This is a genomic window from Devosia algicola (assembly GCF_028816455.1).
GTDB lineage: Bacteria > Pseudomonadota > Alphaproteobacteria > Rhizobiales > Devosiaceae > Devosia > Devosia algicola.
In genome coordinates, this window is sequence record NZ_CP118246.1 from 3,428,273 (window position 1) to 3,440,943 (window position 12,671).

11 protein-coding genes and 2 riboswitches are annotated in these 12,671 nt (G+C 58.8%); of the genes, 10 read left to right on the forward strand and 1 reads right to left on the reverse strand.

Annotated elements, in window-relative coordinates:
* The first annotated feature begins 43 nt into the window (after positions 1–43).
* From PSQ19_RS18285 to PSQ19_RS18295, 3 genes are all read left to right on the forward strand, one after another.
* A complete protein-coding gene (locus PSQ19_RS18285) occupies positions 44–1,306 on the forward strand; it encodes a M16 family metallopeptidase (RefSeq protein WP_282218915.1) in 1,263 nt (420 codons plus the stop codon).
* 47 nt (positions 1,307–1,353) lie between these two features.
* Positions 1,354–1,956: a GNAT family N-acetyltransferase gene (locus tag PSQ19_RS18290; RefSeq protein WP_282218916.1), complete on the forward strand. Its 603-nt coding sequence runs from the start codon at positions 1,354–1,356 to the stop codon at positions 1,954–1,956.
* 174 nt (positions 1,957–2,130) lie between these two features.
* Positions 2,131–5,079: an EAL domain-containing protein gene (locus PSQ19_RS18295; protein WP_282218917.1), complete on the forward strand. Its 2,949-nt coding sequence runs from the start codon at positions 2,131–2,133 to the stop codon at positions 5,077–5,079.
* Here the strand turns inward: PSQ19_RS18295 and PSQ19_RS18300 are convergent.
* A complete protein-coding gene (locus PSQ19_RS18300) occupies positions 5,039–5,614 on the reverse strand; it encodes a YqgE/AlgH family protein (RefSeq protein ID WP_282218918.1) in 576 nt (191 codons plus the stop codon). The genes PSQ19_RS18295 and PSQ19_RS18300 overlap by 41 nt on opposite strands.
* A 130-nt stretch (positions 5,615–5,744) precedes the next feature.
* On the opposite strand from PSQ19_RS18300, the gene PSQ19_RS18305 reads away from it, so the two are divergent.
* The 7 genes from PSQ19_RS18305 to gcvPB all read left to right on the forward strand — a co-directional run bounded on the left by PSQ19_RS18305 (position 5,745) and on the right by gcvPB (position 12,671).
* Positions 5,745–6,659: a protein-disulfide reductase DsbD domain-containing protein gene (locus PSQ19_RS18305; RefSeq protein ID WP_282218919.1), complete on the forward strand. Its 915-nt coding sequence runs from the start codon at positions 5,745–5,747 to the stop codon at positions 6,657–6,659.
* Between the two features lie 34 nt (positions 6,660–6,693).
* Complete coding sequence (locus tag PSQ19_RS18310; RefSeq protein ID WP_282218920.1) at positions 6,694–7,188, forward strand: peroxiredoxin; 495 nt, start codon at positions 6,694–6,696, stop codon at positions 7,186–7,188.
* A complete protein-coding gene (locus PSQ19_RS18315; RefSeq protein WP_282218921.1) occupies positions 7,181–7,807 on the forward strand; it encodes a hypothetical protein in 627 nt (208 codons plus the stop codon). The genes PSQ19_RS18310 and PSQ19_RS18315 overlap by 8 nt, the downstream gene beginning before the upstream one ends.
* Before the next feature lie 111 nt (positions 7,808–7,918).
* Positions 7,919–8,006: riboswitch (glycine riboswitch) on the forward strand.
* Positions 8,007–8,014: 8 nt separating this feature from the next.
* Positions 8,015–8,119, forward strand: a riboswitch (glycine riboswitch).
* Positions 8,120–8,170: 51 nt separating this feature from the next.
* Complete coding sequence (gcvT, locus tag PSQ19_RS18320) at positions 8,171–9,340, forward strand: glycine cleavage system aminomethyltransferase GcvT (protein ID WP_282218922.1); 1,170 nt, start codon at positions 8,171–8,173, stop codon at positions 9,338–9,340.
* A gap of 28 nt (positions 9,341–9,368) precedes the next feature.
* Complete coding sequence (gene gcvH, locus PSQ19_RS18325) at positions 9,369–9,707, forward strand: glycine cleavage system protein GcvH (RefSeq protein WP_407649040.1); 339 nt, start codon at positions 9,369–9,371, stop codon at positions 9,705–9,707.
* A 74-nt stretch (positions 9,708–9,781) separates the two neighbouring features.
* Positions 9,782–11,092, forward strand: a complete 1,311-nt coding sequence (gcvPA, locus tag PSQ19_RS18330; RefSeq protein ID WP_282218923.1) for an aminomethyl-transferring glycine dehydrogenase subunit GcvPA — start codon at positions 9,782–9,784, stop codon at positions 11,090–11,092.
* 31 nt (positions 11,093–11,123) lie between these two features.
* Positions 11,124–12,671 (forward strand): aminomethyl-transferring glycine dehydrogenase subunit GcvPB, encoded by a 1,548-nt coding sequence (gcvPB, locus tag PSQ19_RS18335; protein WP_282218924.1) that lies wholly within the window; start codon positions 11,124–11,126, stop codon positions 12,669–12,671.

Genomic DNA, 12,671 nt, shown 5'->3' on the forward strand with positions numbered 1-12,671 from the left:
GTGCGCCAAAGTCCAGCTTAGGGGCACGGTGCGAGGAGGATAAGTGAGCGTAAGATCAACAACCCTCGCCAACGGCGTGGTCGTACTCACCGACAACATGCCCCACCTCGAAAGCGCCTCATTGGGCGTATGGGTCAAGGCTGGCGCTCGCTCTGAACGCAAGAGCGAACATGGCATCTCCCACCTGCTTGAACACATGGCCTTCAAGGGTACGCAATCCCGTACGGCGCTCGAAATTGCTGAGGCCATCGAAAATGTTGGCGGCGACCTGAACGCGGCGACCTCCATCGAACATACTGGTTATTTTGCCCGCGTGCTCAAAGAAGACGTGGTGCTGGCCGCCGACATCCTGTCCGACATTTTACAAAATTCCCTGTTTGACGAACACGAACTGGAGCGCGAACAGCAGGTGATCGTGCAGGAGATCGGCGCGGCGCGTGACAATCCCGACGATCATGTCTTCGATCTGTTTCAGGAAGCGGCGTTTCCCGAGCAGCCGATCGGACGCACAATATTGGGTACGGTTGAATCGGTACGCGAGTTCAAGCCTGAAACCATCCGCAAATATATGAACCGCAACTATGTCGGCGATCATATGGTCATGGCCGCAGCGGGCAATGTCGATCACGATCAATTGGTACGAGTGGCCGAAAACCGCTTTGCTGACCTCAAACCCAATGGATCACCAGCCCCGCAGCGAGCCGAATATAAGGGCGGCCAGGAGCGGCTGTTTTCCGACCATGAGCAGGCCCATATCGTTTTGGGGTTCGAAGGGCGGGCCTACAATTCGGACGGATTTTACGCCGCCCAGATCCTGGCCTCCATTCTGGGGGGCGGCATGAGTTCCCGACTGTTTCAGGAAGTGCGGGAAAAACGCGGGCTATGCTATTCGGTCTATGCCTTCCACTGGGCTTTCGCCGACAGCGGCGTCTTCGGCGTCGCCGCCGCCACCGGTGAGGACGAGGTCGGCGAACTCATGCCGGTGGTCGTAGACGAGTTGCGCCGCGCGACCCAGACAATTTCCGACGACGAAGTGGTGCGGGTGCGCAATCAAATCCGCGCCGGTCTGTTGATGTCGCTGGAAAGCCCCTCGGCGCGGGCCGGGCAATTGGCGCGACAGCAAATCCTGTGGGGTCGCCCGATACCCATGCTGGAAACGGTCGACCGTATCAACCGCGTCACCGCCCAGCGGGTCAAGGATGTCGCCGAGCAGATTTTCATGTCAGGTGATATTTCGCTGGCCGGCATCGGACCCATCGACAATCTGGCAGATGTCAACGCCATTGGTGAGCGGATCAAGCGGTAAAGGACGATGACGATCACGACAAAGCTATATGGCGCGCCGGTTTACTGATGGCCTGGTCCTGGCTGACACCCGACAAGACGCCCTTTCTGCGCGGCAAGCAGGTGTTGCTGCGCCCACCGACCTATACCGACTATGCAGCCTGGTATGGCCTACGGTCTAAAAGCCGGGACTTCCTGCGGCCGTTCGAGCCCCGTTGGACCGAAGCGGATCTGGCCCAGCGGGTCTTTGCAGCGCGGGTCAAACGCGCCCGTCAGGAAGCTGACGAGGGCACCGACTATTCATATTTTATTTTCCTGCCCGATTCCCCCCACGAGAAACTGGTGGGCGGCATTACGCTGTCCAATGTGCGCCGCCGCGCCGCGCAACATTGCACTTTGGGCTATTGGATGGGGCAGGATTATGCCGGCCGTGGATTGATGACGGAGGCCGTTGCCACCACGCTGCCTTATGTCTTCAATACGCTGGATCTTCACCGGGTCCATGCCGCTTTCTTGCCGGGCAATTTGGCCTCTAGACGGGTTCTTGAAAAAAACGGCTTCGTTGAGGAAGGCTATGCCGAAAACTACCTTCAAATTGACGGCCGATGGGCCGACCACGTGTTGTTCGGCCTGACACGCGAGGGCTATGAGCGCTTCCGGTATCAGCGTTGAGCGAGTAGAAGCATATGAAGCAATTTTAGTTGCATTTTAGCAACACCAGCAGGCGCTTGTCGATATTGGCAAACCCCGCTACCAAAGGACTGCTCCCGCAGCGGGGCGCACCGACGCGGCACAGCTTCGCGTCACCCTCACAATGAAGCCCACCGCAGGATTTATTCGCCCCTAATGCGTCATTTAATTGCTCTCGTGGTGTTCATATCGCTTGGGTTGGCCACCAACCTGCCAGCCAGCGCCCTCGAGGTTATTTCGGTTCCTGACAATGTTAACGCGGTCAATCTGACCAGCGTCGTCGAACTCAGGCCCGCCGACGGCGGTCGCGTTCAATTATCCACCGCTCCGGGTGAAGATGGCATTATCCGGCGTATCGAGGTGTTGGCGAGCCAGCCCGGCACAGATCCCGACTGGGCACTATTGGCGCTGCGCAATGACAGCGACCAGCAGATTGAACGCCTGTTGGTGGCACCGTTTTTCCGCCTGCCCGGCTCGGGTGTTTTCCAACCTGATCTTGGCAATGATCGCATCACCGCCCTGACTCCGAGTGCGGGCATCAGGCCGGTGCGGCTGGCCGATAGCGAAGCCGATGTATTTGAAATAACCATTGACCCCGGTGCCACGGTGACGCTGGTGGCTGAACTGGCTTCTGGCCAATTGCCTGAAATCTATCTTTGGCAACCCAACGCCTATCGCGACTATGTCAATTCGTTCACGCTGTTTCGCGGTGTGGTCCTGGGGATTGCCTCGCTGGCGGCGGTTTTCCTGACCATCATGTTTGTGGTCAAGGGCCGCGGCGTTTTTCCGGCAACAGCAGCCTTTGCCTGGGCAGTATTGATCTATTTGCTGATCGATTTCAGCGTTCTGGGACGCTTGCTTGGCTTGTCTAGTGGCGCCATGCAGCCGATCAGGGCGGCATCAGAAGCCGGTATCGCTACAACGCTTGCGGGCTTCTTGTTCATCTATCTCAATTTGCACCGATGGCATTTGCGCTTCATTCACCTGGCGCTGGGACTGGCGGCCCTGTTTCTGGCGCTGTTTGCCTTTGCATTTTTCCAACCGGCCATCGCCGCCACCATCGCCCGACTGGTGCTGGCGCTGCTGGGCGCGTCAGGGCTGGTGCTGATCATATTGCTCGCCGTGCGCGGCTATGATCGTGCGGTGCTGTTGGTGCCAACCTGGATCATTATCATCGCCTGGCTGTTTTATAGCTGGCTGGTCATTTCTGGTCGCGTCTCCAACGACATCGCCCAACCCGCGGTCGCCGGTGGACTGGTGCTTGTCGTGATGCTGTTGGGCTTTACCGCCGTACAGCATGCATTTTCCGAAGGACAAGTCTCGATCGGCACCCTGTCGGAGGTCGAACGCCGCGCTCTGGCGCTCACCGGCTCTGGCGACTTTGTCTTCGACTGGAATATCGAGCGTGATCGGGTTTCGGTCAGCGACGAGTTGGCGACGCGTCTGGGCGAAAAGCGCGGTGCCCTGCGGGGCGCTATCAAGCGCTGGCTGGATCGCGTTCATCCTGAGGATCGTGACCGGTTTCGGACCGCCTTTGATACGCTGGTCGAACTTCGCCGCGGCAAAGTCTCCTCGGACATGCGCATTGCCGGGCACGATGGCAATTATCGCTCGTTCCGTATGCGGGTCAAACCGGTGCTCGGCGGCGACGGACAGGTTAATCGCATCGTCGGCACCCTGCAGGATGTAACCGAGGATCGCGCCGCCCGGGCGCGATTGCTGCATGATGCTGTCCATGACAGTTTAACGGGCCTGCCCAACAAGCAATTGCTGCTTGATCGACTGGAACGGGCGCTTGTGCGCGCGCGCACGCCGAACGGGGTCAAGCCCGCCGTGTTCCTGATCGATATTGATCGCTTCATGGAGCTTGAGGAACGCGTTGGCCACTCGGCTGCCGATAGCGTGCTGCTGGCAGTCTCGCGCCGGATCAGTCGAATTATGCGCCCGCTCGATACCGTGGCGCGGATTGGCGGCGACCAGTTCGCCGTCATTCTGTCCTCGGAACTGGCTGCGGCCAAGATTGCCGATACCGCTGAACAAATCCGCAAGGCCCTCAAGGCGCCCTTCAATTTCGGTGACCGGGACCTGGCCCTGTCCGCTTCGATTGGCGTCACAATCTATGACAGCAATCCTGCAAGCGCCGCCGATGTCCTGCGCGATGCTGAACTGGCCATGTATTATGCCAAACGTCTGGGTGGGGACCGGATCGAGGCGTACCGCGCCTCTGCCCGTTCCATCTCGGCCTATAATCGCGCCAATGAGGAAGATCTTGAGCGCGGCATGAAGCAGGGCGAGTTGCAGGTCCAGTTCCAGCCGATCATGGACATTATTTCGGGTCAAATCGCGGGCGCCGAAGCCTTGATGCGCTGGAACCATCCAACGCGCGGCATCGTACCGCCAGAAGAATTTATAGCGCTGGCCGAGCGCTCCGGCCAGATAGAGAAACTGGGCCGGATCGCCTTCGAACAGGCGGCCTACCATACGCGCGACTGGATGCACCAGAATCACGGCCTGCCTGAAAGCTTTTTCATTTCGGTCAATATGTCGCCCACGCAGCTGGCCACCGAGACCCTGCTCAACGATATCCGTGCCTTGGTGAAGCAGAACCCGGGGATTGCCGGCCATTTGAAGATGGAGCTCACCGAGTCCCAGATCATGACCAACCCCGAACATTCCGCATTCATGCTCGAAGCCTTGCGCAATTTGGGACTGGGACTGGCGCTGGATGACTTTGGCACAGGCCATTCATCACTGAGTTACCTGCATCGCTTTCCCTTCGACACAATCAAGATACCGGCCGATTTCGTCCAGATCAGTGACACTAATGGCGCCGCGCCCACGCAGGTCCCCATCATTCGCGCCGTGGTCGCGCTCGCCAACGATCTCGATCTGCTGGTCATTGCAGAGGGCGTGGAGACGCTCGACGAAATTGAACGGCTACGCCAGGCTCAATTGCAGATATGCTCAGGGCTTCGCCTTTGGGGCGGCGATGTCGGCATCAGAATTTTCAAAACAGCTAAGCGCGCAACTGGCCCGCTGAGGCCCGAGCGGACCATCGCCGCAATCAGGCCCGACCAGCCTCTGTGGACAGGCTGGCGCGTGTGATATGCAATTTGGCCAGCGCCGCGTCATAGCGTTCCTCAACGGGCACCTCAAACAGCAGATCTGATGAAAACGGTACGGTTAGCCAACCGTTCTCCAATATTTCCGTTTCCAGCTGTCCCGGCCCCCAGCCACTGCACCCCAGCGCCAGCAGGGATGCCTTGGGCGCCGGTCCAAATGCCATCGCCCGCAACACGTCCAGCGTGGCCGTCAGACAGACCTCATTGGAGGCGGGAAAAGTATTGTCGCTCTTGAAATCGGGCGTGTGCAGCACAAATCCCCGACCGCGTTCGACCGGCCCGCCGCTCATCACCATTCGGTCACGGATCCCATCCGGTAGTCTAATAATCGCATCGGGGTCGCCGAGTTCGAGTTCATCCATAATATCGGCAAACGCCAAATCCTTGAAAGGCTGGTTGACGATGATACCCATCGCCCCCTCGTCGGAGTGGTTGATGACATAAATCACACTGCCACTGAAACGTTCGTCTGCCATGGCGGGCATGGCCACCAAAAAACATCCTTCAAGCGTACTCATGCCGATATTCTAGGACGGGGCAGCCCATATGCCAACCCGCCAGGCGCCCGAGGCGACACGCAACCCCTTCACGAAGCCATGATCATGCGGACGCTGGCGGTTACGAGCGGGGTGTTGTATGGGCAATATCATGAAAGCGCTGACCGTCCTGATTTTCGCCCTGCTTCCCGCAACGACTACCATTGCGGCAGAGACCGCATGGCAGGAGGTGGCCCCCGACGTAAAATTGCGACTTGTCTCCTCCGGCCAGATAAAAAGCGATGGCCAAACCATGGTGGGGCTCGAAATAACCATGCCCCCAAACACCCGAACCTATTGGCGTATCCCCGGCCAGAGTGGCATTCCGGCACAACTGGACGCAACAGGCTCGGTCGGCGTTAACGCCGAAAACTTCATCTGGCCACATCCAAGCATTCAGGTCGCCGATGGCTACACCGATTTTGTCTATTGGGGCGATACATTGTTGCCCATCGCCATTGCAACCTCAGGGGCCGCACCCGAGTTGGACCTGACAGTGACATTGGGCATCTGTTCGGACATCTGTGTGCCAGCGCAGGCCAGTTTTGCCCTGCCGCTGCAATCGGACCGACCAGACAGCGCCAACGGTTTGCGCATTCGCCAGGCGGTTGCAGAAGCCCCTATCGATTGGCCCAACGACCATCCACCCGCCATTGCCAATGTCGCATATCGCCCCGACCTCAAATCAATCGCGGTGCGTTTGGCCGATCCCGCGATCGATCCAGCCACAATGATCGCCGCCACCCAAACAGGCGACCCCTTGTTCGGTGCGCCGCAAAAAAGCCCGGAACCCAACGTAGTGCTGCTGCCAATCTTGGGAAAGTTTGACGAAAAGGCCTTGAAATCATTGCCCGTTCAGGCTCTCATTCATGACCGATATGGGGGCGTTCGAAGTAACGCAGGTCGTCGGACCGTAGCGCCATTCCCCTGTTGTCTAGGGCTGCGTGTCGCTGATCGCTTGCCAGCGGGGGCAAAGCCGCTTATCCGAGTAGATACAAAATTCTGGATCGACGCGTTGTTGATGTGATCGACCCGGCTGGCAATCAGGGGCAGAAGATTTCATGGTAGAACGCGGCGACGCCATACCCTCAGTAGCGATAAAACTTGTCGATGCCGATGGCATCTCCGATACAACTGCTGACGCGGTCCTGAGCACTGGCACGGTTGTCTTCTTTTCAGTCCCAGGGGCGTTTACCCCCACCTGCCACGTCAATCATTTGCCCGGATTTCTCGCCAATGCCCAAAAATTGGCCGCCGCCGGTGTCAACCGCATCGTTTGCGCCTCGGTAAATGATCACTTCGTGATGAAAGCGTGGGCGGAAAACACGCAAGCGCTCGGTCATATTGATTTTGTCGCCGATGGCAATGGCGATCTGGCCACCGCGCTGGGGCTCGATCAGGACAAGTCCGGCGCCAATATGGGCAAGCGTTTTCAACGGGCGGCTCTGGTGATCCGGGATGGACTGGTGCAATCTGTTTTTGTTGAGGATGGACCGGGCGTATCTGCGAGCGGTGCTCCCGCCGTGCTGATGGCGCTGGAATCAACCCATGTATAAGGCGCCCACCCAAGGAGAGCGACCGATGCGGATGACTTTATTGAACCTTGCCGCGCGTCTGGCCGTCGGTGGTGCATTTGCAGCTGTTTTGGCAGGCTGTTCGATGGGACCGATGTTCGGTGGTGGGGCCGAAGCCGCCAAGACCAATGCGGAACTGGCAAACACCACCGCATCACCCGCCCAGATCGCTCAAGCGCAAGCCAGCGCACTGCCGGCCATCGCCACCCAATGCCCGCCAATTAAGGTTCGCCCCGGCGGCGAGGCGATGTACTATTATGGTAGCGGCAAGGTGGGAAATCCCAATGCGCTCAACTATCAGGGCGTAATTGATGAGGCGACCCGCAACTGCATTGTTTCCAACGGTCGAATTAACGTCAATATGGGAGCGGTCGGCCGGGTTCTGCTTGGGCCATCTGGCAAGCAGACATCGGTGAAAGTGCCGCTGCGTTTCGCCATTGAGCGCAACGGGCAAGCCGTTTACTCCGAAAAGTTCAACATTGATGTCGCCTTGGCGGGCAGCGAGACGCAGCAATTTGTCAAGGTCATCAACGATGTAGCCATTCCTTATCTGGCCGGCGACGATGTGACCATCTGGGTTGGGTTCGATACCAGACGCTAGCGTCACCATGTAATAGCGGTGTGCCGCCGATTGGGCGATAGTGCGTTGCGGCGCCAATCTTGTGGTCAAATCCCGGCGCAGATTGACCTTTGCGCATTTCTGACACATGTTGCACGCACTGCGGGAGAGACTGGGTTTCTCCAGCGCCGAAGGAGCAACCGCCCCGGAAACTCTCAGGCAAAAGGACCGCAGCCCGGGCTTCGGCTCAGCATGAACTCTGGAAAGCGGACGCGCTCTTGGCGACGTCCCACCGACGGAGCAACCGGACAGTAGCCGGGAAATCTCTCAGGTGATCAGGACAGGGGGGCACGGAAGTCGCCATAGGGCGAGTTTGATCGTGTCACCATCCGGAGCCTGTCCCCAATGGCCGAAACACCAAGTGCCGAGCTTAAGACCACACCGCTATCCGGCCGCCATCAGACCTTGGGTGGTCGCATCGTGCCGTTTGCCGGTTACGGGTTGCCCGTGCAATATCCCAGCGGCATCATGGCTGAACATAACTGGACACGCCAGCATGCCGGCCTGTTTGACGTTTCCCACATGGGGCCCTGCTTTCTCCAGATTAACCAGAAGAGCGGTGACGTTGAGGCCGATCACAAAGCCATCGCCGCGCTGGTCGAGCCGCTGATTTGCGGCGATATCACCAATCTCAAGCCCGGTCAGATCCGCTACACGCTGCTGCTCAACGAAACGGGCGGTGCACTTGATGATCTGATGATCGCCCGTCCGGCAGCGCCCGAACAGGCAGGCTCACTCTATATTGTCGTTAATGCCGGCACCAAGGACGCCGATTTTTCCCGCATCGCCGCTGCTGCTCAGGGCAGGGCCACGCTTAACCGCGCCGACAATGGTGCGCTATTGGCACTACAAGGGCCCGACGCGGTCCAAATCATGGGCACCATTGTCCCCGCGGCGACCGATCTCGGCTTCATGAACTATGGATCGTTTGCCTGGAACGGGACGACCTTGACCATTGCACGTTCTGGATACACAGGCGAAGATGGCTTTGAAATTCTGGTTGCGGCCGAATTTGCCGAAGCGTTCTGGGACAAATTGCTCAGCGATGAGCGCGTCAAGCCCATTGGCCTCGGTGCCCGTGATAGCCTGCGGCTGGAGGCCGGATTGCCGCTATATGGGCATGATCTGGACGAAACGGTCTCGCCAACCGAAGCCGGAATGGGGTTTGCGGTCTCCAAGCGCCGTCGCGAAGCCGGTGATTTTCCGGGTGCTAACCGCATATCAAAAGAGCATGGCGGCGATCTAAGCCGCATTCGCATTGGTCTGTTCGTTGAGGGAGCCCCTGCGCGTGAGGGCGCCGACATTCTCGACGGCGAGGATAATATTGTGGGCACGATTACCAGTGGCGGCTTTTCACCGACCTTGGGACGCGCCATAGCATTGGGTTTCGTGCCACCCACGCTTGCCACACCTGGCACCATCCTTGGTGTTGCAGTGCGCGGGCGCACGCAGCGTGCCGAGGTCGCCGACACCCCCTTTGTTCCCCATCGCTATTTCCGCAAACCAAAGCCGTAATTGCTATTTCGCGCTCATCGAGGACGCCATGACCACCAAATACACCACCGACCACGAATATATCCGCATCGAAGGCGCCACCGGCACCGTCGGCATTACGCTTTTTGCCCAGGAGCAGTTGGGCGACATCGTTTTTGTCGAACTGCCCGGCATCGGCAAGGTTTTGAACAAGGGTGACGAGGCCGCCGTGGTTGAAAGCGTCAAGGCCGCTTCGGAAATCTACGCGCCGGTTTCGGGCACCGTGACCGAAATCAATACCGCGCTCAACAGCGAGCCCGGCCTGGTCAATCAGGATCCACACAGCGCTGGCTGGATGTTCAAGATACAATTGAGCAACCCGAGCGAGCCTCGACGGTCTGCTGGGTGAAACCGACTACGCCGCACTGACAAAGTAGGACGCCAGCCGACGCCGCTGTCCACGCCAATAAACAAGGCCAATTTATGCGTTACCTTCCCCATTCCGATGCTGAACGCGCCGATATGCTGGCCGCCATCGGCGCCCAGTCGATTGAAGCGCTTTTTAGCGTGGTTCCGGCCGCCGCGATGCGATCGAGCGGCCTCGATCTACCCCGTCACAGTCCCGAATTTCTGGTTGAAGCCCATATGCGTGGATTGGCCAGCCAGAACCACGCTGCCGGAGACGGTCCGTTTTTTGTCGGGGCAGGGGCCTATCGCCATCATGTACCGGCGACCGTTGATCATCTGATCCAGCGCTCGGAATGGTTGACCGCCTATACCCCCTACCAACCCGAAATTTCGCAGGGCACCCTGCAAATGCTGTTCGAGTTTCAGACCCAGGTCGCCAAGCTGACCGGCATGGATGTCGCCAATGCCTCGCTATATGATGGCTCGACCGGCACCGCCGAGGCAGTGCTGATGGCCCGTCGCCTGACCCGACGCAATAAGGTTCTGCTCTCGGGCGGCTTGCACCCGCATTATCGCGATGTTGTGTGCGGTTATCTCAAGGACGATGCCGATCTCGTCTGTCTGGACGCCTCGCCCGAAGGCCAAGGTGATATTCTCGACCGCATCGACGACCAAACCGCAGCGATCGTTGTGCAGACGCCGGACTTTTACGGGCACTTGCGCAATATCGAGACCGCCGCCGCCGTTGCCCATGCCAAGGGTGCACTGCTCATCGTGGTGGTCACCGAAATCGTGTCGCTAGGCCTGCTCGAAGCACCCGGCGCCTATGGCGCCGATATTGTGGTGGCCGAAGGGCAGTCGATCGGCAATGCGCTCAATTTCGGCGGGCCCTATCTGGGCCTGATGGCGACGCGCCAGCAATTTGTTCGGCAGATGCCTGGCCGTGTTTGCGGCGAAACCGTCGACGCTGACGGTAATCGCGGGTTCGTGTTGACGCTATCAACGCGCGAGCAGCATATCCGTCGCGAGAAGGCGACCTCCAACATCTGCACCAATTCCGGTTTATGTGCGCTGGCCTTTTCCATTCATCTCGGCCTGCTGGGCGAAGCTGGGCTGGTCAAGTTGGCTCGGCTCAACCATGAGCGCGCCTGCGCTCTGGCTGACGCGCTGGGCACTGTTAAGAATGTTGAATTGCTCAATGCCACTTTCTTCAACGAAATGACCATTCGATTGCCCGTTGCGGCCGAACCGGTCGTCGAGCAATTGGCTGGGCGGGGTATTTTGGCCGGCGTGCCGGTGTCACGACTGGAGCCCGGGCGTCCCGAACTCGAAAATCTGCTGGTATTGGCGGCAACCGAGCCTAACGACCGATGCAAACATTGCTGAGGCTCATATCCGCCCTGGAGGAGGTCTTGCCATGAGCATGAATACTCAAGGTCGTCCGACCGGCACCACCAATGTGAACCCTTCGACTTCGAGCGGCGCTGCCCTGTTGCCCGACGAACCTTTGCTGTTTGAAATCGGGGATACCGAGCATTCAGGTGTAGATCTGCCCGACGTCACCCTCAAGGCCGATCGTTTAGGCGGTTTCAGGCGAAAAATGCCACTGGATCTGGCGGGCCTGACCGAACCGGAAGCCATGCGCCACTATGTACGCCTGTCGCGCCTCAACTATTCCATCGATAGCGGCATGTACCCCTTGGGCTCGTGCACCATGAAGCACAATCCACGCCTCAACGAGAAAATGGCGCGCTTGCCAGGCTTTGCCGATATCCATCCGCTGCAGCCGATATCGACGGTTCAGGGTGCTCTGATGTTGATGGAGCAATTGGCGCATTGGCTGATGACATTGACCAATACCGCCGCTGTTGCGCTCAGCCCAAAGGCCGGTGCGCACGGTGAACTGCTTGGCATGATGGCGATCAAGGCCGCGCAGGCAGCGCGTGGGCAGGCCCATCGCAAGATTGTACTGGTGCCCGAGAGCGCCCACGGCACCAACCCGGCCACGGCGGCATTTCTCGGCTATAGCGTCAGGGCTATTCCTGCAAGAGCAGATGGCACGGTCGATGCCGAGGCGGTGCGCAATGCACTCTCCGATGATGTGGCAGCGATCATGCTGACCAATCCAAATACATGCGGTCTATTTGAAACCCAGGTCATCGACATCGCCCAGGCGGTGCATGACGCCGGCGCATTCTTTTACTGCGATGGCGCCAACTTCAACGCCATCATGGGCGTCGTACGACCGGGCGATCTGGGCATCGACGCCATGCACATCAATTTGCACAAGACGTTTTCGACTCCCCATGGTGGGGGTGGGCCTGGCGCCGGTCCTGTTGTGTTGTCAGCGGCGTTAGCCCCCTTCGCACCAGTACCGTTCGTGCGACGTTCTGAAGGCGGACTGGAATTGGTCGAGCATGGTGAGGGTCAGGCATTGGGGCGGATAACCGCTTTTCAAGGCCAGATGGGCATGTATGTCCGCGCCTTGACCTACATGCTGAGCCATGGTGGCGATGGTCTCGCCCAAGCGGCCAAGGACGCGGTGCTCAACGCAAATTACATCAAGGCGCGGCTCCAGTCGGTGTTTTCCGTGCCTTATCCGCAATACCCGTGCATGCACGAGGCCCTGTTTGACGACAGCTTCCTTGACCAGACCGGCGTGTCCACACTCGATTTTGCCAAAGCCCTGATCGATAAGGGCTTCCATCCCATGACGATGTATTTTCCGCTTGTGGTACACGGAGCGATGCTTGTCGAGCCGACCGAGAGCGAGTCCAAGCAGACTCTTGACCAGTTTTGTGAAATTATGCTCGAACTCGCCATGGATGCCAAAGCCGGCAACAAACAGAACTTCGTTTCCGCCCCGATCAATGCGCCACGGCGCCGTATGGATGAAACACGCGCGGCACGATCACCAATTCTGAAATGGGAGCGTGAGGATGACGCGTCTGAGGCGGCGCAATAG